18 protein-coding genes are annotated in these 23,699 nt (G+C 49.9%); 5 read left to right on the plus strand and 13 right to left on the minus strand.

Annotation, left to right across the window (positions count from 1 at the left end; translation table 11 throughout):
• The first annotated feature begins 4 nt into the window (after nucleotides 1–4).
• Complete coding sequence (locus ACO064_RS25030; RefSeq protein WP_421829933.1) at nucleotides 5–1,213, plus strand: glycosyltransferase family 2 protein; 1,209 nt, start codon at nucleotides 5–7, stop codon at nucleotides 1,211–1,213.
• Between the two features lie 533 nt (nucleotides 1,214–1,746).
• Nucleotides 1,747–5,247: a carbohydrate-binding protein gene (locus tag ACO064_RS25035; protein ID WP_421829934.1), complete on the plus strand. Its 3,501-nt coding sequence runs from the start codon at nucleotides 1,747–1,749 to the stop codon at nucleotides 5,245–5,247.
• A gap of 81 nt (nucleotides 5,248–5,328) precedes the next feature.
• Here the strand turns inward: ACO064_RS25035 and ACO064_RS25040 are convergent, their stop codons facing one another.
• The 9 genes from ACO064_RS25040 to ACO064_RS25080 all read right to left on the minus strand — a co-directional run bounded on the left by ACO064_RS25040 (nucleotide 5,329) and on the right by ACO064_RS25080 (nucleotide 15,742).
• Nucleotides 5,329–6,105, minus strand: a complete 777-nt coding sequence (locus tag ACO064_RS25040) for a glycosyltransferase family 2 protein (RefSeq protein ID WP_421829935.1) — start codon at nucleotides 6,103–6,105, stop codon at nucleotides 5,329–5,331.
• Between the two features lie 42 nt (nucleotides 6,106–6,147).
• Entirely contained in the window at nucleotides 6,148–6,933 is a 786-nt protein-coding gene (locus tag ACO064_RS25045; RefSeq protein ID WP_421829936.1) for a glycosyltransferase, read from the minus strand.
• Nucleotides 6,934–7,005: 72 nt separating this feature from the next.
• Nucleotides 7,006–8,355, minus strand: a complete 1,350-nt coding sequence (locus ACO064_RS25050; RefSeq protein WP_421829937.1) for a gliding motility-associated C-terminal domain-containing protein — start codon at nucleotides 8,353–8,355, stop codon at nucleotides 7,006–7,008.
• On the minus strand, nucleotides 8,348–9,214 hold the full coding sequence (locus tag ACO064_RS25055; RefSeq protein ID WP_421829938.1) for a glycosyltransferase family 2 protein: 867 nt from the start codon (nucleotides 9,212–9,214) through the stop codon (nucleotides 8,348–8,350). Before ACO064_RS25055 ends, ACO064_RS25050 begins: the two co-directional genes overlap by 8 nt.
• Before the next feature lie 25 nt (nucleotides 9,215–9,239).
• Entirely contained in the window at nucleotides 9,240–10,064 is an 825-nt protein-coding gene (locus tag ACO064_RS25060) for a PKD domain-containing protein (RefSeq protein ID WP_421829939.1), read from the minus strand.
• Nucleotides 10,065–10,121: 57 nt separating this feature from the next.
• Nucleotides 10,122–11,264 carry an acyltransferase family protein gene (locus ACO064_RS25065; protein WP_421829940.1) on the minus strand — a complete coding sequence of 381 codons (1,143 nt, stop codon included), beginning with the start codon at nucleotides 11,262–11,264 and terminating at the stop codon, nucleotides 10,122–10,124.
• A 9-nt stretch (nucleotides 11,265–11,273) separates the two neighbouring features.
• Nucleotides 11,274–12,710: an MOP flippase family protein gene (locus tag ACO064_RS25070; RefSeq protein WP_421829941.1), complete on the minus strand. Its 1,437-nt coding sequence runs from the start codon at nucleotides 12,708–12,710 to the stop codon at nucleotides 11,274–11,276.
• Nucleotides 12,710–14,926, minus strand: a complete 2,217-nt coding sequence (locus ACO064_RS25075; RefSeq protein ID WP_421829942.1) for a GumC family protein — start codon at nucleotides 14,924–14,926, stop codon at nucleotides 12,710–12,712. Before ACO064_RS25075 ends, ACO064_RS25070 begins: the two co-directional genes overlap by 1 nt.
• Nucleotides 14,927–14,929: 3 nt before the next feature.
• Complete coding sequence (locus ACO064_RS25080) at nucleotides 14,930–15,742, minus strand: TolC family protein (RefSeq protein ID WP_421829943.1); 813 nt, start codon at nucleotides 15,740–15,742, stop codon at nucleotides 14,930–14,932.
• A 330-nt stretch (nucleotides 15,743–16,072) separates the two neighbouring features.
• On the opposite strand from ACO064_RS25080, the gene ACO064_RS25085 reads away from it, so the two are divergent.
• Together ACO064_RS25085 and ACO064_RS25090 are read left to right on the plus strand one after the other, a co-directional pair.
• Nucleotides 16,073–17,275 carry a glycosyltransferase gene (locus ACO064_RS25085; protein ID WP_421829944.1) on the plus strand — a complete coding sequence of 401 codons (1,203 nt, stop codon included), beginning with the start codon at nucleotides 16,073–16,075 and terminating at the stop codon, nucleotides 17,273–17,275.
• 18 nt (nucleotides 17,276–17,293) lie between these two features.
• Entirely contained in the window at nucleotides 17,294–17,914 is a 621-nt protein-coding gene (locus ACO064_RS25090) for an acyltransferase (protein ID WP_421829945.1), read from the plus strand.
• 5 nt (nucleotides 17,915–17,919) lie between these two features.
• Here ACO064_RS25090 and ACO064_RS25095 read toward each other — a convergent pair whose 3' ends face one another.
• From ACO064_RS25095 to ACO064_RS25110, 4 genes are read right to left on the minus strand one after another with little or no spacing between them, the layout of a single operon-like run.
• On the minus strand, nucleotides 17,920–18,786 hold the full coding sequence (locus tag ACO064_RS25095) for a beta-1,6-N-acetylglucosaminyltransferase (protein WP_421829946.1): 867 nt from the start codon (nucleotides 18,784–18,786) through the stop codon (nucleotides 17,920–17,922).
• A complete protein-coding gene (locus ACO064_RS25100) occupies nucleotides 18,787–20,496 on the minus strand; it encodes a GMC oxidoreductase (RefSeq protein ID WP_421829947.1) in 1,710 nt (569 codons plus the stop codon).
• Between the two features lie 19 nt (nucleotides 20,497–20,515).
• Nucleotides 20,516–21,094 (minus strand): gluconate 2-dehydrogenase subunit 3 family protein, encoded by a 579-nt coding sequence (locus ACO064_RS25105; RefSeq protein ID WP_421829948.1) that lies wholly within the window; start codon nucleotides 21,092–21,094, stop codon nucleotides 20,516–20,518.
• A gap of 29 nt (nucleotides 21,095–21,123) precedes the next feature.
• Nucleotides 21,124–22,596 carry an O-antigen ligase domain-containing protein gene (locus ACO064_RS25110; protein WP_421829949.1) on the minus strand — a complete coding sequence of 491 codons (1,473 nt, stop codon included), beginning with the start codon at nucleotides 22,594–22,596 and terminating at the stop codon, nucleotides 21,124–21,126.
• Between the two features lie 501 nt (nucleotides 22,597–23,097).
• Between ACO064_RS25110 and ACO064_RS25115 the strand changes: the two genes are divergently transcribed.
• Complete coding sequence (locus ACO064_RS25115; protein ID WP_421829950.1) at nucleotides 23,098–23,538, plus strand: response regulator transcription factor; 441 nt, start codon at nucleotides 23,098–23,100, stop codon at nucleotides 23,536–23,538.
• Nucleotides 23,539–23,699 lie beyond the last annotated feature (161 nt).

Genomic DNA, 23,699 nt, shown 5'->3' on the forward strand with positions numbered 1-23,699 from the left:
CACTATGGAAATTTTTCTGGTTGTCTGCGCAGGACTCGTGGTCTATACCTACGTCGGATACGGTGTGCTGGTGTGGCTGTTGGTGAAAATCCGGGGGCGTCGGCCCGCGTTGAAAACCGATACGGTTTTTGCGCCCGATGTCACGCTGATTGTGCCGGCCTACAACGAATTGTCGTGTTTGCCCGACAAGGTGGCGAACTCCTTTGCGCAGCATTACCCCGCCGATAAGCTTCATTTTCTGTTCGTTACGGAAGGATCGACCGACGGTTCGGCAGACTTTCTGCGTTCGAAATACGGCAACCGGGTGGCGATTATGGAAGGCACCGAACGCCGGGGTAAGGTGGCCGCCATGAACCGCGCCATGTTGCAGGTGAAAACCCCGCTGGCCATTTTTACGGACGCCAACACCATTCTGAACCCGGAGGCCGTACAAAACCTGGTCCGCCATTTTCGGGACCCGAAGGTGGGCGCGGTGGCGGGTGAAAAGCGGATTTTGACCAACGACAGCGAGTCGGCGGCTGGTTCGGGCGAAGGGCTTTACTGGAAATACGAATCGTTCTTGAAGCGCCTGGACTCCGATTTGCACACCATCGTCGGTGCCGCCGGGGAGTTGTTTGCGGTGCGGACGGACTTGTATGAACCGGTTGAAACCGACACGATTCTGGATGATTTTATCATTTCGCTCCGAATTGCCGGACAGGGCTACCGTGTTGCCTATGAGCCGGATGCCTATGCGATGGAACGCCCGTCGTTTTCGATTGTGGATGAGCAGAAACGAAAAATCCGGATTGCAGCCGGCGGTTTTCAGTCCATCGTCCGGCTGACCTATCTGCTGAATATTTTTCGCTACGGCTGGCTGACGTTCGAGTATGTGTCGCACCGGGCGATGCGCTGGGCCGTGGCACCTCTGTGTTTGCCCCTGATTTTCCTGTCTAATGCCTGGCTGGCAGTTCGGGAGCTGGTGACTGCGCCGTCGGGCCAGTATGGCTGGACGGTTTTGTTCGTGCTTCAATGTATTTTCTATGCCGCTGCCTGGGTCGGTTACCGGCTCGAAAAGAAGAATTTACGCTGGAAACTGCTCTTTGTTCCCTTCTATTTCACTTTCATGAATGTCTGTGCGCTGGCCGGTTTAGTCCGGTATGTAAAAGGTAACCAATCAGGTACCTGGGAGAAAGTACGCCGGGCGGGCGAAGTCGAACTTAAAAATTCGTAGCAGACCGTCAGTATACTGAACCATTTTCACTTCGAAGTAAAGATCAAACAAACAAGCATTTATTAGTAAAGTTGTTTGTTAAAGCATCTATTGTTTTCCTTCTCATTTAAACTTCTTTTTATTCCCTTAAACAGGTCATACGGCCAACCTATAAAAGCGCCTGTTTAAGTCACCGGAAAGTTGACAAAAAATTTTGCAAGTAATTAACCTACACTGCAACTATTTTTAATGCCATAGCTTCTTGAGGGATTTTTGAGCAATACGTAAAATAAGTTGTGAAAAAAAAAGAAATAAGTATTGCAAAAATATTTTCTCATTTTATCGGCCTGGTAAGACTAGTTTTTTAATAAAAAGGACCCTTTAATAGAATGTACTCCTGTTTTTTGCAAAAAAATTTTCATAATTTTTATTATAAAAAATAATATTACTGAAAGAAAAATATACAATAACTGGTATATAAATTGATAAATTACTGATTGAATGCAGGTAAAATTTCGGTCACTAATTAATTGCAAACTTGATGCTTCACAACTATGATGAAAACTTTACTGTCTGGTATTAAGCAAAAAAACGTAATTCTTCTCTTTGTTATTTTTTTGTTTTCCGGTTCGCAACTCGAAGCGAAGGAACGGCCTGAAGCGGCTCCTCTGCACGTTAAACCCCTTCTTATACAATCGCTCCCCGGCCGAATTGAAGCCGAGAGTTATGACGCCCAAAGTGGTGTACAAACCGAAAACACCAGTGATGCAGGCGGTGGCCTCAATGTCGGCTGGATTGACAGTGACGACTGGATGGATTACAACCTAAACGTGTCGACATCTGGCCTTTATACCCTCCGGTTTCGGGTAGCAACGGGGCAGAGCGGTGGTAAACTGGAACTGAAACGGGCCAACGGGACGGTTATTGCCACGGTAGACGTTCCGGCAACGGGTGGCTGGCAAGGCTGGCAAACCGTTACGACAACGGCTTCGCTGACGGCGGGTGATCAGGTGATGCGGGTTTTTGCCAAACAAGGTCCCTGGAACTTCAACTGGTTTGACGTGACGGCTGCCCGACCGCTGCCCGCCAAAATTGAAGCCGAAAGCTACGACGTGATGAGTGGCATCCAAACCGAGAATACGGGCGATGTGGGCGGTGGCCTCAATGTGGGATGGATCGACGACAACGACTGGCTGGATTATAACGTGAACGTGCCGACAACCGGTTCGTATACCTTCAAATTCCGGATTGCGAAGGCGTATGGCGAAGGAAAAATTGAACTGAAAACGGCGGCTGGCGCTTTGTTGAAAACCGTTGAATTGCCAATTACGGGCGGCTGGCAGACCTACCAGACGGTCAATGCCGTGGTTTCTTTAACGGCGGGCGATCAGGTGCTGCGGCTCAACATTCCGCAGGGAGCCTGGAATTTCAACTGGTTTGAGGTGGTCAGTGGCGGAACCGAAACGAACCCGCAGTCAGTGATCACGTTTGCGCCCCTGTCGACCAAAACCGTGGGCGATCCGGCTTTTGATCTGGTGGCAAGCAGCACCAATGCCGCCACGCCCATAACGTTTACGTCATCAAATCCATCGATTGTTTCGGTTTCGAACGCGACCGGCAGTTGGAAAGCCACCGTCGTGGCTGCCGGAGCGGTCAATATCACGGCTTCACAGGCGGCCAACGGCAATTTCAGTGCGGCCACGGATGTCGTTCAGACACTGGTGGTTCAGTCGGCTTCCAACCCGAACCCGCCTACTCCGCCGTCGCCCACCATTTCGGGTACGAAGATTACCCTCGACCCCAAACGCTGGTATCAGCTCAACAAAGTGGAGCGTGGTCTGGACGGCCTGTTCGATGGCATCACGAATGTCAACGTCAATACGGGGTATGGCAAAATTCTGGATAACTACGATTCCTACTACCCGCTGCTGCCGGGCGAACAGATGACCCTCCAGAGCATCCGGTTTTTTGATGGCGAAGGAAATTTCTCCGATCACCCCCTAACCATTTCGGTAATTACGGAGCAGTGGGAGCGCATTCCGGTTGCTACCTTTACCGGCGATCAATACAACGGCTGGGTGGGGCCAGACCCGACCAAACCAAACACCTTTACGCTCAATACCGCCGTGAGCAACGCCCGGTATCTGGTGATCAACGCCTGGTTTGGGTATCCAACGGAAATCGAACTGTATGGCTCTCATACCCCCGCTACCCCGACGGCAACCCCAATTCCGCAGAAGTCGATCAAGTTAAAAGACATGATGGGGGTCAATGCATTCGAGTGGGATTTTCTGAATGCCAACAAACCGGACGAAATCGATACCAACCGGTTGAAAGCCATCAAGAGTTTCAGCGGAATCCGGCATTACATGGATTGGGAGAAACTGGAGCCAAACGAAGGCGGTTACACGTTCAATCCGGTACACAGCGGAGGCTGGTATTACGATGTGCTGTACCAACGGTTGAAAACGGAAGGAATGGGCCTTCTGGCCTGTTTGAAAACCCTGCCGGGCTGGATGCAGAATACGTACCCGACCGATCAGCGCGATTCGGAAAACGTGCCGGTGAAGTTCGGACGGGATTTTTCCGATCCCACTTCCTACATCGAACAGGCTAAAGTGGCTTTCCAGTATGCAGCCCGGTATGGCAGCAACCCGAACGTCAACCCGGCGTTGCTGAGCGTCGCTTCGCACATCCGCTGGAACGGTGATGAAGCCAACGTGGTGAAAATCGGCCTGAATCTGGTGCAATACATCGAGTGCGACAATGAGCGCGACAAGTGGTGGAAAGGTCGCAAAGGGTACCAGACTGCCCGGGAATACGCGGCCAATTTGTCCGCTTTCTATGACGGTCATAAAAACACGATGGGCCCCGGAGTTGGCGTTAAAAATGCCGATCCGAACATGAAAGTAGTGATCGGGGGGCTGGCAGCCGCTTCCATCGGCGTCGACTACATCAAAGGGATGATCGACTGGTGTAAGCAATACCGCGGGTATAAGCCGGACGGAACCGTAAACCTGTGCTGGGATGTGCTCAACTACCACCTCTATTCCGACAATTCGAGCTCGTCGCAAAGTTGGACATCGGGCCGGGGGGCGGCACCGGAAGTATCGGCGGCTGGTGAGATTGCCAGGGAGTATCTGAAGTTAGCACACGAACAGTCGTATGACATGCCGGTCTGGATTACGGAAACGGGTTATGATTTCAATCAGGGAAGTCCGCTGAAAGCCATTCCGATTGGCAACAAATCGGTGTTGCAAACCCAGGCCGACTGGATTCTGCGCACTTCGTTGTTCTATGCCCGGAATAAAATTGAGAAGGTTTTCTTTTACCAGACCTACGATTATTACCCGGATCTGCCGATTCAGTTTGGTTCGTCGGGCCTGCTCAACCAGAATTTTACGCGCAAACCCGCAGCCGATTTCCTGTTTCAGACCAAAAAACTGCTGGGCGAGTACACCTATAAACAAACGTTGAACAATGATCCGGTGGTCGATCGGTATGAATTGAATGGCAAATCGGCGTTTGTGTTGCTGGTACCTGATGAAGTGGGCCGGACGGCGCAATATACGCTGGATCTGGGAACGGCCGGAAGTGCCAAAGTGTATACGCCCAAAGCCGGAAACGATGCGGCCGATGTGCAGACGATGAATACGGTGGGAGGGAAATTGACGTTAACGGTTACCGAAACGCCGATTTTTGTCATTGCTTCTGATCAGGTGGTGACGTCATCTACCTCGACGACAGCAGCCACGGCCCGACTCGGAACGGCGGAACTGACAACTCAATCCCTGCACGATGCCGTAAAAGTCTATCCCAATCCTTCTGTCGATTACATCACCATCGATCTTGAAAATGACAGCGACGGCCAGTTGGAGGTCAACTTGTTTCATGCGAGTCTGGGAACCCTGCACAAGCAGGTCGTTCTGGAGAAAACGTCAACGGTTTATTCCGGAAAAATCAATGTAGCGGCCTTGCCGGATGGCATGTATATTCTTGAAATAAAGCAGGGCAACGAACGGGCTTTCCGGAAAGTTTTGAAAGCCGGAAAATAGAAAAATAAACGTACCGGCGGACTTCAGTCCGTAAGCTTTCTACGTAATTAGAAGCTTACGGACTGAAGTCCGCCGGTACGTTTAAGAGAAATGAAGGTCGTAATTGTATTTGATTTGACGGTAGAGTGCCCGTCCCCAGACGACGAAGAAATTCGTATTCTCATGGCGCCAGTTACTGCGGGTAACGGTACTGGGTTCGTCTTCCGAATTTTTCTGTTCGAACATCGCATTAAAATCCGTCAGAAATAAACCTTTTCCTTTCTTTTTAATAAACGAAAGGCACATTTTATACTCAGTTTTGTCCGACTTGATCCCTTCGGCATACCGGCCGAATTTATCCAGAAACGAGCTTCTTCGCAGGTGCGGATGATCACTGTAATAATAGATCTTGGTGTAGTCGGTATACCACGGTTTATACGCCATTTTTGAGAAACCGTTTTTATAAGGCGTCAAATACGGATAGGGGAAATAAGCGTAGAAGCGAACGATATCCAGGTCTTTTTCCTGATTCATCAGGGCCAGAGCATCCTTGAAATAGGAAGCAAAAGCCGGTTTTGGAATAAAATCTTCCTGAACGTAAAGGGTGTAGGGTGTTTTGACGGCTTCCTGGCCTTTGTTGATGTTGTTAGCCAGGCCTTTATTCTGTGGTGTGGTAATAAGTCGGAACGTATACGATTTCTTCAGTTCACGAATGGCGTTCAAATGCTCTTTTTTGCTGCCATCATCGGAAACAACAATGTCATCGAAAGAACACTTCAGTTCTTTAAAAGTACGTAATAACCGCTCTAATGAACCGCTGCGGTTATAGTGCGTTATCAATAACGTAACATTAGAAAAGTGCGTTGAGAGTGGATCCATTTTCTGTAAGGCAATTTTTATCCAGATACACGATTGAAAGAGCTATTCTTTCAGTAAAGCTAACTCGAATGTATTTTTAAGGAGCCGGTATTTTAAATACCACCACCGGGCGAAAAGCAGGGCGGGGTTCGTGCTTTCCCGCCAGCTTGCCCGACCTAAAGTGCTGGGCTCATCAGGTGAGTTTTTCTGATCGAAGACCGCCGTAAATTCGTTGAAAAACAGCCCTTTCCCTTTCTTTTGAATCACTGAAAGACACATCAGGTATTCGGTTCGGTCGGATTTAATTCCTTCGGCATACCGGCCAAATTTTTCCAGAAACGAGCTTCGGCGGAGGTGCGGATGATCGCTGTAGAAGTAAAACTTCAGGTGGTTGGTGTACCAGACGGCCGATTTATAAATCATTTCCGAAAAGCCCTTTTTGAAAGGTTTCAGATACGGATACATGAAATAGGCATAAAACCGGACCAGGTCGAGGTCGGGGTCTTCTTTCATAAAGTTCAAAGCATCGCGGAAGTGTTGGGCAAAAGCGGCTTTCGGCACAAAATCTTCCTGAACGTAAAGCGTGTAAGGGGTTTTGACGGCATCCTGTCCCTTGTTGATGTTATGGCCCAATCCTTTGTTTTTGGGTGTGGTAACCAGGTGAAAAGCATATGTTTTTTCCAGCTTTTTGATCGCTTCCAGATGTTCCGGTTTGCTGCCATCATCCGATACGACAATTTGTTCAAACGTGCAGTGCAGTTCGCTAAACGTTCGCAACAAACGTTCCAAAGAACTGCTGCGGTTATAATGGGTTACCAGAAGCGTAACACCGGGAAAATAATCGTTCATGTCGTTGTCAGAATGACGTTGAGAATATAGCTTTTTATGCGCTAAGCGGTTTAAAGAAAGCAGCCCCGTTCCTTAACGCACGAGTAAAACCTGACCCATAGCCGTAGCCTGATCCTCGGAATTAACTACCTGATACTGGAGTATCCAGGCGTATAAACCAGATTCACAGGGCTGCCCCAAATACGTACCATCCCATTTTTTATCCAGCGATTCCGTACTGAAAATGGGCTCGCCCCAGCGGTTGAATATTTTTAGTTGCCCACTCCGAATGTCGTAATGATACACCTCAAGGGAATCGTTCAGGCCATCGTTGTTCGGACTGAAGGCAGCGGGTATGGCAAACCAGGGTGCCCGGCAGGGTTTGGTCTGAAGCGACACGATATTGGATACCGTACTACAACGCAGATCCTGAATTGAAGCCATATTGCTGCCTTCTGTACTGAAGAGCCGAAACTGCTTTTTTCCGACAAAATCCACTTTCAGCCGGTACGTTTCGCCGGTGGCTTGCCTTAAGTCAGTCCAGACGATGCCATCGGAGCTTTCCTGCCATTGAAATACCGGGTTGGTGTAACCGGAATAAACCGTCGATGCAAGTGATATGAATGATTTTTCGCAAACGGTTATGTCCATTTCGGTATACTCCGGAAAGGAAATCTGAAGCAGCGGACGACAGGGCCGAAACTGAATATCATCCAGCGCCAGATCATTTCCGCAGCCTCCGGGACCATTGTTAATTAACTTCACCACCACGTTGTTCAGGTTAGCCGGTACAACAAACAGCAGGGCATACGGCATCCAGGTCGGCGCATTGGTTCGCGCAATGGACCCGGTATTGATGGCCTGAATCAGTTTGCCGTCTTCGGTTTCTACGCGCATCGTGATGTTGGGATCCAATTGCTCCGGCGTAAAGTAGGGGCAATCATTTTTCTTCGCCAGACTCATGATATTCAGTACCCAAACCGAAAGTTCATACGTCATTCCCTGGCATAAATCAGTCACCGACTGGCTGTAAAATTCCCCCCGGTTAAATGACGCATTGACCAGCAGCATATTTCCGTTTACATCGCCGGGCGTATGATCCTCCGGGAGTTCATGCCAGGAGTTGGTATAACAGGTGCTCCCGTGTACAATGGCATACTGAGAGTCATCCGGGCAATGTTCTACATACTGGTACGTGGTCTGACCCGGTAATAAGGCGCTCGACTTCCCGGTGCCAAATGTTTGGTTAATAATTGCATCGCCCAATACGCCATTGCAGGACTGAGCCGGGCAGATCGTCGGCAGCAAGGCGGCAAACAGACCCAGAAAAAGACGGGCTACCAGGACTTGTCTTCGATACACCGGGGCCCTTCGGGCAATGTTGAAAAGGCTAACCATGCTTCCTGTCAAATCACACCGGCGGCCAGCGTCGGTCTTACGCACCAAAGGCCTGTTTAACCCGATTCGTGAACGCTTTGCCGAGGCTGCCATCGGCCATCAGTCGGCGGTCGCTGGTCCAGACCCGCGCCTTAAGACTTCCCACCCGCAGAATCTTTCCTTTTCCCTGCTGGAGCAGGGCAAGTGCCATCAGTCCGTCTTCACAACGGCCGGAGGGCGGGGGTGTTATGCCGGCTGCCACCAGTTCCGCCACTGAACCCTCCCGGCCGGAATCCAGCTCAAAACCGCCTACTGCCAGGGCGTCTTCCCGACGGAAAGCAAAATTGAAGCCGTACACATTCAGGTAAGCTTTGTGACGATTGCGTACGTGATTGACAAACTGAGCGGTTTTTTCATAGCCATAAAGTGCCAGACGGGAAGACTGCGGACTGGGCAGAAACGCATAGAGACCATAGGTACAGCCAATCTCCGGCTTTTGCAGCGGAGCCGATATCGTGCTCGACCAGCCAGCGGGGTACACACAGTCGGAATCTGCATTGGCGATGATGCGACCCCGGGCCGCCAGCAACCCGGCCTGGCGGGCGTAAGCAACGCCCGGTTGTTTTTCCAGGATCGAGCGGACGCCACACTGGTCCAGAATGGCCTGCGTACGGTCGGACGAATTGTTGTTGACGACCAGCAACTCCGTCGGCTGGGCGAGTTGCTGGTCGGCCAGCGACGACAGCATGTTCAGCAAATTGGCTTCCTCGTTGTAGGCGGGAATGACAATGGAAACCTCCGGTTTGGAAACCTGAAATTGGGTCAGTCGTGCGCGCAGATCGTCCAGTCGCTCCGCCGGGATCTGGGCCGGATCGTACTCAAATACGTGCTTGGAAATCCACTCCGGTAACAATGAACTGCTCATAGCTGCATCCCGTTAAGTTTCTTGTTTATTGAGCCAGTAATTTCGAACGGCATTCGCCGTTTTTCACGGTCACTACACCAGACCAGGAACGGGTCTTCGACTTCGCATAGAAATTGTAAGTCCCGTCGGTTTGAAAAAACGTAACCGAACCATCTACTCCGCAGGCTGGTGTCTTGCTTTGAGCCGACGTAACGAGTCCCTGCATGGTATTATCGACATAAACTTCAATGTCGCTGCCATCACTGCCATTGGTCCAGAAAATCACGCTGCCGATGGTCGGAAATTCCGTTATGACCACTCCTTTGGAAACGTTATCGGCAAAGTCGGCGGTTTTGGCGGTCAGTTGGATGGTGTAAATACCGTTCTTCTTATAATCGACAATCGGGTTGGTTTCAATTGACGCCTGCCCGTCGCCAAATATCCACTGATAGCCTTCGGCATTCTGGGATTTGTTGGTCAGCTGCACCCGACCGGGTACTCCGCTGACGAGGGTGTAGGTAAAATCGACTACCAGTTTTTTATACAAACCGGTGACGATAACGCTGTTGGAAACGACATCCGATCCCACATCATTTTTAGCGGTTAATTCCGCGAAATACACCCCGTCCTGCGAAAACGTAATCGTTGGTTCTGCCTCGGTTGAGGTCTGTCCGTCCCCGAATTTCCACTGATATCGTTTCGCTTCCACCGATTTATTCGAGAACTTCACTTGTCCGGGTTTACCCGTGACAAATTCAAAGGAAAAGTCCGCTGTTGGCCGGGGTGTGATGGTCGGCTTGCAACTGATACTGGAGAACAGGAGAAGCAGTAGAAAAAAATAATTCACTAAAACCGCTAAACGAAATTTCATAGACTGATACACTTTTAAAGAAAGATTGAATACTGATTTTTCGTATATACTCTTGTTTTATTGTGTCGGTGAATCGGATAGTGACTGGACAGGTTTCTTTACTTTCGGGTCAGAATTGAACAGCCGGAAGTCTTTAAACCGCATTTCTATATTAGCGTATGTCCATTCAGAGACTTTATAGACGATATAGAAATTCAGGAATATAAGATACGTATATGCCGATGGCGGCAATTTTAATACTCTAATAAATGCAATGTTGAACAGGCTGATTAGTAGGGCATGGGTCATGTAGATGGAGTAACTATAGGTGCCAACTTTATGCAGAAAAGATGATTTTTTTAGCAAATCTGAAACCGCTCCCCGCTCGAATGAAAAAACAAGAATTGCCACGAAAAAAAGCACTTCAAAAAGTAAGCCAATACGTTTCAGCTCGTGGCCGTTTGTTATGCAAACGGCAATAGAAAGCAAAACGATACTTTCTGCGAGGGTGTAGAAGCTGGGTTTAATGGATTTACTGTAGGCATGCAATTGGTCGAAAGTAGCATAACAAAGCCCTCCGACAAAGAAGCCGATGATTCCTCTTAAAAAACCATAATCGAAACTGTAGTTCAGTTTTAAACTATCTGTAATGGTAACTAGGAGGGTAGCCGATAAGCCAGCGACAAGCAAAAAAATAAGATTTCGGTTGCGTCGCAGATTGAGTTTATAAAGCAGGATCATAACGAAACCAAAAACGAGATAAGAAATCATCTCGGCACTGATCGACCAGCTGGGAATGTTCCAGCTAACGTCTTTAACACCAAGGATTTTTACAGAATTGAGGAGGAATAAGGAGGTGATGAACGTAGAAATCGAATTGTTTTCGTTCACCGGGTTGTTGATGTGGATGTAGGGTGCCAGATACATTTTGGAGCTTTCAACGATCACAAAAACAAGCAACATGATCACATGGAGTGGATAAATTCGGGCCACCCTTTTGGTTAGAAATTTCCGAAATTCCGGCCCGGTGGAAAGGGATTGATAATTGTACGTAATGACAAATCCACTGAGTACAAAGAAGAAATCCACAAACATATCGGAATTGTAGATAAAGCCATTGTTCAGGAGTGGCGTATCCGCAAAGTCGGCGACATGGAAAAACATGACCAGGGAAGCAAAAATCCCTCTGAAGATATCAAGAACCTGAAATCGGTGTTTCATGACGCTGGTTTATAGAGATCTTCGTAAATTTTGTATTTCCAGAAAGGAGAGCTTATACCTGAACGTCAAGGCCAGATAAACCAACCCACCCAACGCAATCTGAGCGACGGTATTAACGATGCCGTCGTAGCCTAAAAAGGATTTGTACAGCATGATCGCGCTGACCATAAACAGGCAGAAAAGCACCGGTTTATAAATATTTGATAAAAACTCTTTGATGAAAGCGCCGATCAAGTGATTAGCGATAAAAAAACCAAGCACTAAATTCACAAAAGTGGATGTGAAAAAGGCCAGAGCAATACCGGTTACCTCCCATTGTTTTCCAAAGAAATACAGCAGGGGAAGTTTAACCAGCAGCGTTACTAAATTCAGGTAAAAGAGCAGGTTCGGTTTGCCTTTTGTGTAGGCTATTGTAAAGAGCGGATGTGCCAGACAACTGCACATACTCTGCAAGACAAAAATGTGAATCAGCGGAATGGTATTTTCCCAGCCGGGGCCATAAAATAAAGGGATAAGACTGTCGGCGGTGATAAACAAACCCGCTAGTAGAGGGAAATTTAAGAAACTGATCAAGTCCAGAATTTTTATATAGGATTTTTTAAGTTCGTCGGAATTCTCCTTCATTTTTGCCAGAATTGGATACGCAACCTGGAGGATGATGGGATTGAGTTTGTTGATTGGGAAAACCGCTAACTGGTAGGCGATGGTGTAGTATCCGAGCGATTTTAAACCCAGTAAACTGCCCACCAGGATATTATCGCAATTGCCCTGAATGTAGCCCAGCAGGCTATCGCCTACATTAAATACCGCAAAGCGAAGGTGCTCTCTAATGGTGGTTACATTAAAATAGAACATCGGTATGAATAACCGGAATCCTAAACCGATGGATAAGAGGGTACGGACGGATTGCATAGCCAGTTGGCCATAAATCAGGGACGTTTCTTCGTAGCCGCTATAAGCCAGTGTAATAGCTACGATCGTTCCGCTAACGGCCCCCATAATTTCGATCAGGGCAACGGAGCGGAAGCGGAGTTCTTTCTGTAAAATGAATAAATAGATCTGCCCGCAGTAGATAATCGGAAAGTAAAAGGCCGCCAGTTTTACCACTTTGGCCAGCTTGGGTTCTTTGTAAAACTCGACGATTAAAGGCGAGGAGAAGTAAATAATAAAGTACATGCTGATCCCCAGCATCAGGCCCAGAAAATACAGCGTCGACAGTACTTTTCGGTCACTTTCCTGCTTGTAAATAATGGAATTGGAAAAGCCGAGATTGCTGAAAATGAAGAAGAAATTGATAATGAGCATGCAAACGCTCACAATTCCGAAAGCCGCAGGTTCGAGCAGTCGCGCCAGAATCGAGACTTGCAAAAACTGAAAAGCCGTTGAGATAATCGTAGAGATGGTAATCCATTTGCCACCGTCGATTGCTTTTTTCTTAGTGTCCATTACCGGTGGGATTTTTCTGTACGGGGCATTTCTGGCTGATCATCCCGGGAGCGCGGAGCCTCCGTAGCTCGCTCCGGTTCGGTGGGCCGCTGCCTGACATCGTTCAGGCTGGGAGCATCGATGTAACTGCCGGCCACGCGGTTGAGAACCGTCAGTACGGGGTGCATGGCAGCTCGCAGGTACAAACCCAGCAACTGCGTTTCAGTTCGGCCCCAGATGCCGTTGACATCGGTTACCAGAAGCGATACCGAACTTTGATTCAGGAACTGGACCGGAATCGGGCAGCTAATCAGCGGAGGCAATTCCATGATAATCTTGTCAAAACCGCTGAGTTCAGCCTGCTGATCTGTATCGAACAGCTCGCGCAGATCCGCTGTATGCATGAAATTGGTGCGCAGCACGTACGGATAGAGCATAACGCCTTCCTGCCCGGTTTTTGGTTGATCGGCGGACGTTTGCGGGTAACAAAAGGCAATCCGCTGACCACTTTCGCCGTAGATCTGCCCGATGCCGGTGGCCAGCCACGTTTTGCCTTGCCTGGACCGGATACTGAAAATCGTGATGACGGGCGGTTGGGATGCCGCCGATCGGGCGGTTTCGATGTTGATCGCGTCGCAAAGTTGCTGCAACATGCTCAACCCGGTTCGTCCGGTTTTCGACTCGAAGGATAACTTTTTGATGGTGGGGAAGAGGGCAATAACCGGTTTGCCGATCAGGGATTCTGCTTTGTTCGGCGTAATGATGCGCCGGTCGAGCCAGATCCGGAAAGCCATGAGCAGAACGGCAATAAAAAGGCCGACACCCAGACCAATCGCCACGAACAACCAGCGTTTTGATTGAGCATCCAGCGGATAATTCGGCGCATCCAGAACGGTCAGCGATTTATCCACCGTGACGTCCTGCCGGTGAATGATGGCCTGATTCAGGCTTTGTTCGGTGGCCAGATAGTCTTTTTCGGCCGACGTCAGCTCGCGGTTGAGCTGACGAAGCTGCGATTCCAGGGGGCTGTATTCGGTGGCCCGGGCTTTCTGCTTGCTCAGGAGGCTCTCGTAAACCTTCAGCCGGGCGGCCGACTCTTCGTATTCGAGCACGCGGGCCAGCCATTCACCAACCAGCGTTCGTTGCGGAACACTTTCGGGCGAGTCGCCGGACGGAGCGTACTTTTCGGCACTGTTTTTCAGCGCTCCCGACGTTTGTTCAACGCGCGTCTGTAACTTTTCAATGACGGTTTTCGCCTGCCCATACGCCTGGGCATTCGCCAGTTGAGTCTGAGCCTGAGCCAGATCGGCCTGTCTGCTTTTGAGTTCACCGCTGATGGCGATCGTGTTGCCCTGCTGAACCATCCGGCGGCTTAGCGCATCCATCGACGCTTTGGCCGCGCTGTTTTTCATCAGCTCATCGTTGTAATTGAAGCTGGTGAGTTCGGCGGAAGCGGCAACGTTTTTCGACTCCTCTTCGAAATTCACCAGATTGTGTTGCACATTGAAGGCCTGAACCTGTTTGTCGGCATTGTCCAGACGCACCTTGGCGGCCCGAACCTTATCCTGATAATAGGCAACGACCGAGTTGGTTTCGGAGGTTTTCAGCCGCGTATACCGGATATTCAAAACGTCAATGGCTTCCCGGAGGGTCTGCTGCGAAACAGCACCGTCTTCCGATTCGTATTCCATGTCCAGCATATCGCTGGGATTTCGGCGGTTAGCTTTCAGGTTGCCGCTGATTTTTTTGACGGAATAGTACGTATCTGATTTATGGAGCAGTAAAACAATGGGATTGATCGTTGTAGACCTGGCCAGGCTATCCAGTTTAAGCCGAATGCTGGCCTGAGCCGTGTCTTTCAGCAAATAAGCGCGCAGGGAAGGCGGTATAGCCTGCTGGAGTTTCTGAAAACCGGGAGCCGATAAAATCTGTCCATCAGGCTTCGACAGTTTAAGGTGCCGCGACAGCAAGTGCAATGAAATCTGCTGAATGGTTTCGGGTGATTTTAACGTAGTCAGCAGGTTTTCGAAGGTGACTGCCGACTGGTCGATGAAGTTTTTCTGATCGGACAGGACCGTATAGCCGGAAGCCATCCCGGTATAAATCGTCGCTTGCGACTTGTAAATTTTCGGTTCGTTCCGGGTCAGGTAAAATACCGTACCGGCTGTTACACCCGGAAGCAGAACAAACCAGATTGCATACTCCTTAATAAGACGTATCAAGACGCTGAGTCCCATAGATTAGTTGCGTTTTAGCTGCTGGATCGGCAAGCCAACCAGGATTTCCAGATAAGAAATGTTCTTCAAAAATTCTCCCTTCGCCTGCTCTGTCTGGATTTTTGCCTGAGCATACCGTCGGCTGGCAGCCGCCATGTCATCCGGTTCTACTTTTCCTTTTCGTGATTCCGTTTCCGTAATTTGAAAGGCTGTCCGCAGCACCTGTTCATCTTCAAACTGAATTTTAAGAATGCGCTGCGACGTCATGAGGTCCTGGTACGTAGCCACCAGATCGCGGTGCAGCCGCATGGAGGTTATTTCTTTCTGCGCCTGCGCCTGGCGATAAACGGCGCGGGCCTTCCGGATTTTCTGGGTCCGGCCAAAAATATCAAATAGGTTGATCTGCAAGCCGACGCCGGTGCGGTAGCCGTTGGCAATCTGACCCAATGCGTCCGGCCCCATTGAGGTGGTGGAGAAAATGGCCTGATTTCCGAACGAATAGTTGGTGAAACCGCTGGCACTTTGCAGGATTTCTATTTTCGATAGTTTGTACTCCGCATTGGTCGCATCGATCGATTCATTCTCAAGGCGGGTCAGGGGTGATTTTGTCAGTGCAATGGTGAGCAATTCCTCCAGTGAAAGCAGTTGAGTCGACAAATCCTGGTTGATATCCAGCGCAATCGTATCAGAAACCGGCAAAGCCTGCTGTGTGCTGTTGGCCGGTTTTTGAGCCGACTTCTGGCCGTATGAGACATACGACAAAAGCAGCCCCAGAAAAACAAAAAGGACAACTCGGCGACCAAGGAGAAATAGCAACACAACGCGATTCGAAATCATTATAAAGCAACTGAGTATTTGGAGGGACTAGATGTTGGTTAATAGTCAGCAAAAATGATACCATATGTCGGTTTTACACCAGCCAATTCAATACCATATTTTAAGCTGAAAATAAGTTAATTATTTGATATTCAGATTTTTAATAAAAAATTAATTTAAATTATTTCATTTTAATACCTTTTTAATGACTCCGGGATGTCCTTATTTATCAGACAAATAAATATTAAAAATATAGTCTAGATTTTCAGTTGAGCATACTTTTTGATTGTTTTTACGGAGCGAGTACGCCAGAAGCAAATCCGCGATCGTTTCATCTAAAGCCAAAGCGAAATGAATTTCGTTATTACGTCCCGACAACCGTGGGAGGAGAAAAACTTAGGCAGTAATATCCGGGATATGGCCCGCAGTTTGTCGAAGGCGCATCAGGTGCTGTTTGTCAACGAACCGCTCGATTGGTCGGCTCAACTCAACAAAGGTTCCGGACGGGCGCAACGGCGTAGCGAATTTATTCAACAAAACCAGGGACAGAGTCTCGTTGAGAGCGAACCGAATCTATGGGTTTTGTGTCCGCAGTTTTTGCTGGGTTCGATCAACTGGCTCCCGGATTCGGCCTTGTATGATCTGGCCAACCGGTATAACGGCCGGCAACTGGCGTCTGAAATCCGCTCAGCGATTGAAAAGCTGGGCTGGTCATCGTTCGTGCTGATCAACGACAATGATATGATTCAGGGATTTTACCTGAAAGAATTCCTCAAGCCGCGTGTGTACGTCTATTATTTGCGCGATAATTTTCTGGCCGTCGATTTCTGGAAGCGCCACGGCGCACGGCTGGAACCGCTGCTGATGAGCAAGGTCGACCTGGTCGCCAGCAACTCTCTCTACCTGGCCAATCAGGCGGCCCGCTACAACCCGCGTTCGGTTGATGTGGGCCAGGGCTGTGATCTGACCCTGTTCGACCCGGCCAAAATAGGGGAGATTCCGGCGGACATGGCCGCCCTGCCCACGCCCCGCATTGGTTACGCAGGCGCGTTGACCGGTTTGCGGCTGGATGTCGGGCTGATCGAAGCCGTTGCCAAAAGTCGACCCGACTGGCAGGTGGTGCTGATTGGCTCTGTCGATGATTCGTTCCGGACGGAGGGCCTGAAGGCATTGCCCAATGTCACGTTTCTGGGCGCTAAACCTTCGCACCAGATTCCGGCTTACCTGGCCGGGATGGATGTGCTGATCAATCCCCAGAAACTCAACGAAGTGACGATTGGTAATTATCCCCGTAAAATTGATGAGTACCTGGCGATGGGAAAACCGGTAGTGGCCGTAAAAACCGAGACGATGTCGCTGTTTAAAGATCATGTTTTTCTGGCCGAAACACCCGAAGAGTTCGTCGCCTGTATTGACCGGAGCCTGACGGGACAACCGCTTTCGTTGCCCGAAGAACGCATTGCTTTCGCGCTGGAACACACCTGGGAAAATTCACTGGGAGCTTTACTGGAAGCCATTGATCAACTTCCGGTTTCCCAACCCCAAACCGCCTGATTCGTTTCTGAAAACCGCATGAAAAATTTCATTGACCGCAACCCCCGGCTGAAACAACTGATTCACTGGCTATTGATTCCCCGGCATGAGGCCCGGCCCCGGCTATGGGTAAGCTGGTTGGTGAACCCGTTCATTCACAAGCGGCACCGCACGTCGATGGTCCGCTCATCCGTGCGGCTCGATGTGCTGCCGTTCAACCCGTTTGCGCTGGGGGCACACAGTGTCATCGAAGCATTCAGTGTGATTAACAACGGGGTTGGCCCGGTTTTGATCGGCGATCGCTGCACGGTCGGCATTGGGTCGGTGGTGATTGGGCCGGTGACGATCGGGACGGATGTGATCATTGCCCAGCACGTCGTTCTGTCGGGCCTGAACCATTCTTACGAAGACGTAAGCCGGTCGATTCGGGAGCAGCCCGTTGTCACCCGGCCGATTGTGATTGAAGATGAATGCTGGATTGGGGCCAACGTGGTCATCACGGCGGGGGTCACCATCGGGCGACATTCGGTGGTGGCGGGGGGGAGTGTCGTTACGCGGAACGTTCCGCCGTATTCGGTGGTGGGTGGCAATCCGGCCCGTTTGCTGAAACAGTATGACCCGGTCGAGAAAACGTGGATAAAACCGGTGGTTCAGGTCTGAAAACGTCAGCGTTTCAGGAACGAAGCGTCCAGAATGTCCATGATTTCGGGTTCCGTTGTGCTGTTGAATTTCCGCGCGAACAGCTTCCCGGAGTTCCGTAAGGCGGTTTCATCCGCAACTGTCAGCGTTTTTGGGCTGGCTTTTCCTTCCGACCAGTCGATGTAACGCAGGTTTTCGTTTTGCATGGCCGGTTTGAACGCTGAATTGTACAGAATGGTTTGAAAAATAAGCTCGTCGGCCCCCCAGGTCATTTTGAAAAAACGAACGACCTGCGGATGCTCCCGGAGGTACAGCAGAATGTAGCGAACCGCGCCTAAAGTGATCGTAAACCATTGAGAACGACCCACAAAGGTCAGATTTTCCGGGGCTTTCCGGTTGGGTAGTACCGTATTCAGCAGCTTTTCTACCGCGTATTTTCCGGAAAACGAATAATTGATGAGGTGGTATTTTTTCACCCGTGGCAGGGCTTCGTGCCATTCGTAATCCACCGACAAAAACTCCATGAACTGCGTTCCGGCGTTTTCTTTCAGGAAATCATGAATAAAACCGGGTGGTCTGAGCGGATAATCCTGGCCACTCAGCAGATTGATGTACGCATACGGAATGCCGGAAGCGACGATTTCTTCAAATCCGTTCAGGGTAGCCTGAACAATGCTGTAGGCGCCCCAAAACACCTTTTCCCGTTTTCGAATGAAGAAAACGTTCAGGTTTTTCCGCATTTTCAGGAACGGCGTCAGATCGGTTTTTCCGTCGATGTGGATATAAAAATCCGCATTCGGGTGCTGCAATGACTGAATCAGGCGGCTGAGTTGCTCGGGTTGTCCGTGGGCCAGAATCAAGTGGGCCAGTTTCAGGCGGTCGTTCGCTATCATCTACAGATTTAATTTCTTCAGTTCAGAAACCGCATGGGCGCAGGCGCGGGCCGTCAGTGCCATGTAGGTCAGCGACGGATTCTGGCAGGCCGACGAGGTCATGCAACTGCCGTCGGTAATATACACATTTTTGACATCGTGCATCTGGTTGAACCCGTTGAGAACGGACGTCGCCGGATCTTTTCCCATCCGAACCGTGCCCATTTCGTGAACCGCCGAACCGGGAGGTAAATCATAATAAAACTGGGCAACATTCTGAAAACCAGCCCGGTCGAGCATGTCCGCAGCACTTTCCTTGATGTCCTTCCGCATGTTGATCTCGTTCTCGTGGTATTCAAAGAAGACCCGCACCAGTGGCAGCCCCCACTGGTCTTTCTGCCCGGCATCCAGCGAAATCCGGTTTTCAAAGTAAGGCAGTGTTTCGCCCCAGGCACCCAGAAAGAGCGTCCAGGGACCCGGTTTGGTCAGCGAATTTTTGAAGTCGGCCCCAAAACCGTCCACACGCCTGTACTGGTCCGACCATTCGGCGCGTTCGCCGTCGCCCTGGTACCCAAAGCCGCGCAGGTAATCCTTCCGCTGCGTTTGCGCGTTCAGATTCCGAAAACGGGGTACATAAATGCCGATGGGCCGCCGGCCTTCATAATACTGATCCGCAAAACCCGGGTGTTCACCGTTGGCGCCCCCCATCATGAAATGGTCCATCAGGTTATGGCCAATCTGCCCGCTGGTGTTGCCTAAACCGTTCGGAAACCGGCTGGAAGTCGAGTTCAGCAGCAGGGCCGCCGTGGCGATGGTAGACGCATTCAGGAAAATGATTCGGGCGAAATACTCGGTCACTTCTTTGGTGTGCGAATTGATGACCCGCACGCCCGTGGCCCGGTTCTGTTTTTCGTCGAACAGTACTTCCGTCACAATCGAATCGGGCAGAAGCGTCAGGTTTCCCGTGGCAGCGGCAACGGGCAGCGTCGCCGAGTTACTGCTGAAATAGCCGCTGAAGGGGCAACCCCGGCTGCATAAATTCCGGTATTGACACGGCCCGCGCCCGTTCCAGCCCCGGCTGAGGTTGGCCGTCCGCGCAATGGTAACGATGCGGTCTTTGTAGTTTTTTTTGACCTGATTCGCGAAGTGGTTTTCGATGCAGTTGAACGCCATGGGCGGCAGAAATTTGCCATCGGGAAGCTGGGGAAGTCCTTCGGCCCGGCCGCTGATGCCCACAAATTGCTCGACGTAATCGTACCAGGGAGCCAGGTCTTTATACCGGATGGGCCAGTCAACCGCAATGCCATCCCGGGCGTTGGCTTCAAAATCCAGATCGCTGAGCCGGTAGCACTGGCGGCCCCACGTCAGCGACCGCCCGCCCACCTGATAGCCCCGAATCCAGTCGAACGGTTTTTCCTGTATGTACGGATGTTCCCGGTCGCTGACGTAAAAATGCTTGTCGCCTTCGTTGTACGACTTGCTTTGAACCGGGTTTTCAAGCTGGTCTTTCAAAACCGTGTTGAGCCGGTTTGGAAATTCCCAGGGGTGTTTCATGGCGGTGGGGTAGTCCGTGATGTGTTCTACCTGTCGGCCCCGCTCCAGCACCAGGGTTTTGAGACCTTTTTCGCAGAGTTCTTTGGCCGCCCAGCCACCACTAATGCCGGAGCCGACCACGATGGCATCGAAGGTATGCGCCGGATGACCTTTTGTATTACTATGGATCGGATTCATGAAACGAAGTTCAGATGCGTCATTTGGTAGCCCAGGATTTTTGCCCGTTGGCGAGCGGCATGCAGCCCGTAAAGCGACCGGGAACATACGCATACGCCAGCCCGCGGGTAGCACCCACAAGTGACGTGCAATAGCCCATGCAGGTATATTCTTTTAAAACCGTGAAAAAAGAACTACCCACCAGTTTCTTTTGCACTTTCCCGGCAAAGCCGCTCAGCGGGCGGCCCTGTTCTTCAACCTGCTGCATAATGGCCTGTTGCTGCTTCGGATTGCACTGCGTATACGGTTTTTTGCAGGCATCGATCGCGTAGGAATCGACCACTTTCAGGCCTTCGATAAACCGGTTCTGAGCCACCGGCGTCATGTTTTCTGCTACCATCCGCAGGATGAAATCGGCTACCCCGGCTTCGATTGCGCCCGGGGTATCGGTGGTCGGAATGATGGTCTCAGTTAATGCTTCCAGGAGCTTTTTTTGACTGCTCAGGTAGGCCAGATCAGGCTCTTTGTGCCATTGCAGCCATTTAAAACCGGTAATCCCGGCCAGGGCACTTCCGCTGAGAAATGCAAGACCAAAGAGTGCCTTTCGACGGTTCATCATACGTTGAGTAGTAGAAAGATTCGTTAGAATTACGCCAAAACCGCTTCCGTTGCGACTTCCGGTTTTTCGACCTTCGTATCCCAGCGGGTGCAGGTAGTCAAAATAATGGAATTGATAAAAATGATACTGCTGGTCGGAAATTGCCCCACCACCGGATTCGAATACGCCATGACAACGATACCCACAAATTCGGCCAGCAGGGCTGTCATCATGACAAGGAGATCGGGGTCTTTGAGTTTCCAGATTTGCAGGGTAGCCAGTAGAACGATGAACACCACCATGGCAATGTAGATCACCATCCCCACCCGTCCGGTTTCGATCCAGAGAATGACATACCAGCTATCGGGGGCAATCTGCGAAGCCCAATGCTCCGGCGAGAACCGCTGACCGACACTCTCAGACGTGCCCAAGCCTGCCCCAAACGGCAGGTCTTCCAGCCGCCGGGCCAGTTTTTCCTTGTTATGAAGCCGCAGCAGGAATGACGGGTCTTCCATCGGGCGCAGTGCGGAGCGAATCCGTTGCACCTGGTAGTTGCTGCTTCCAACGTCGGTATACATCAGCAGAAGGTAAATCGGGATAGCCAGACAGAGGCCCGCCAGGATTTTTATGAAATCCCGCTTCAGGATCAGGTAGAAGCCAAAACCGGCTACCAGAACAAACAGGGCACTGCGCGTACCTGAAACGGCATACCCCCAGAAATAAACACCGGCCAGCAAGAGATAAACGGCGCGGTTGACGATTTTTTTTGAGTCAAAAACCCAGATCAGGCACATCAATGCCACCCCCGCCATTTCGGCTCCAAACTGGGAAGCATCCGTATAAAACGAGAAGCTCCGCAAATGCCCGAACAGGATGTGGGTCCGGTCGGCTCCGGCGTTGAGCCAGGCCATTTCGTTGGCGGTCAGGCCAATGTATTGCTGTTTGAACGACCACAGTGCGGCCAGGAATGACCAGACCAGCCAGGTTTTGATGAGTACCTGAATATCCGACTTTTTAATGGGCACGACCAGGAGCGCCGTAGCCGCCAGAATCCAGTACATCGAGAACGTCCGGAAATGAAAGAACCAGGCCGGGCGATAGGGAGCTTCCGGGTTGAAATATTGAAGGATGGTAAAGAACGTCCAGAAGAGGAGGACGAAAAAAACCGGATGCCGAAGCCGTCGCCAGTTCATGCGCTGGCCATTGATGAAACAACTGATCAGCGTCAGGACCAGGACCACATCGATCAGCGTTCCGAATGGTGCGCTGATGGGTAAAAATCGGGCAAAAACATTCAGTAGAAAACTCAATTGCAGATAGCACAGCAGACCAATGCGGGGTTCTGATAATACCCCCGCCAGCACCAGACCCGCTACGGGCAGAATGATCACTACGGCGGCCCCAATGACACCCAGCAGACTGATGAGCGCTCCGGCTACCAGCGAGCCCGCGACGCCCAGAAGGCTCAATAGCCAGAACTGGTTCTGAAAGCGGGTGGAGGACGATGATGCGGAGGAAAACATCGGATAAAAGCAATAGTGAGAGACTGCTGAACCTTGCAACAAAAATCCCGCCAATGTCAACCCTATCGAGAGATTAGTAACAACTTGGCTTCAGGGGCCGATTGATGGCCTTGCTTTTCGCCAGAGTTGCGTCCAGTATTTTCATGTAGTAAAAAAATAATGAGTATAAATACTATATAAAAAATAACAGGCATAAATAAATTCATAGTTTTTTACAGAATTTCAAGACAAATCAAAAAGTAGAAAAAAGTGCGTCACCTTGCAGTGCTTGATAAAATTCGTCTTAAAAAATTATTATAAATATCTGATAATTAGTAATTTAAAGTTTTTTGTATTGAGTATTGATTAGTATGGGCTTTCTAAAAGTTGACTGATAAAGAATAATTTCAAGTTTTTATCTTGCTACTTGAAATAAGTATTTATACTTTTGGTAAAATTATTATGCAAATTCTTCTGCACGAAGAATTCCTTTACTCAAATAGAATACCCGTTGATACAACCATGGAAAACCACAAATTCAATTTGCTCATTGCCGAGCACAGTCCGTTTTTGAGAAATGTTTTTCAGGAAACGTTAGCCTCCGAATTTAATCTTACGCTGGTGAGCAATTACAACGAAATTGTCAGTCAACTTGAAGCGGGAAGTGCTATTAATTTTATTATTACCGATTTGGACGGGCCACAAGCCGATGGCGTGGAATCCATTTCCCGGTTTCGGAACCATTCCCGGTATCAGCATGTGCCGATGTTGGTTCTATCGGGGAAAAATGATAGTGAAGTACGCATTCAGTGTCTGGAAAATGGCGCTGACGATTGCATGGCAAAACCGTTCAATCCGCTCGAATTGCGGGCGAAAATTGGGGCCATGCTCCGGCGGTCACCCCATACGGTTTCCTGGCCGGTGGCTGGAACTTACGCACAGAAGGGAACTGCTTTCGCTTGATGAATGATTTATTGCCAGACATTAATTTCTCTGTCCTACTTTTAAAAGTAGACCTCATAAAAAGTAATCAGCCCAGGGCCGAATCGAAATCTTTGGGTTGAAAATGCCTTAAATTGATTAAATGGTATATTATTTGCTGTCAGATTAGCATGAATCTGATG

Source organism: Larkinella sp. (genome assembly GCF_965227735.1).
In the GTDB taxonomy this organism is placed as follows: Bacteria; Bacteroidota; Bacteroidia; order Cytophagales; family Spirosomataceae; genus Larkinella.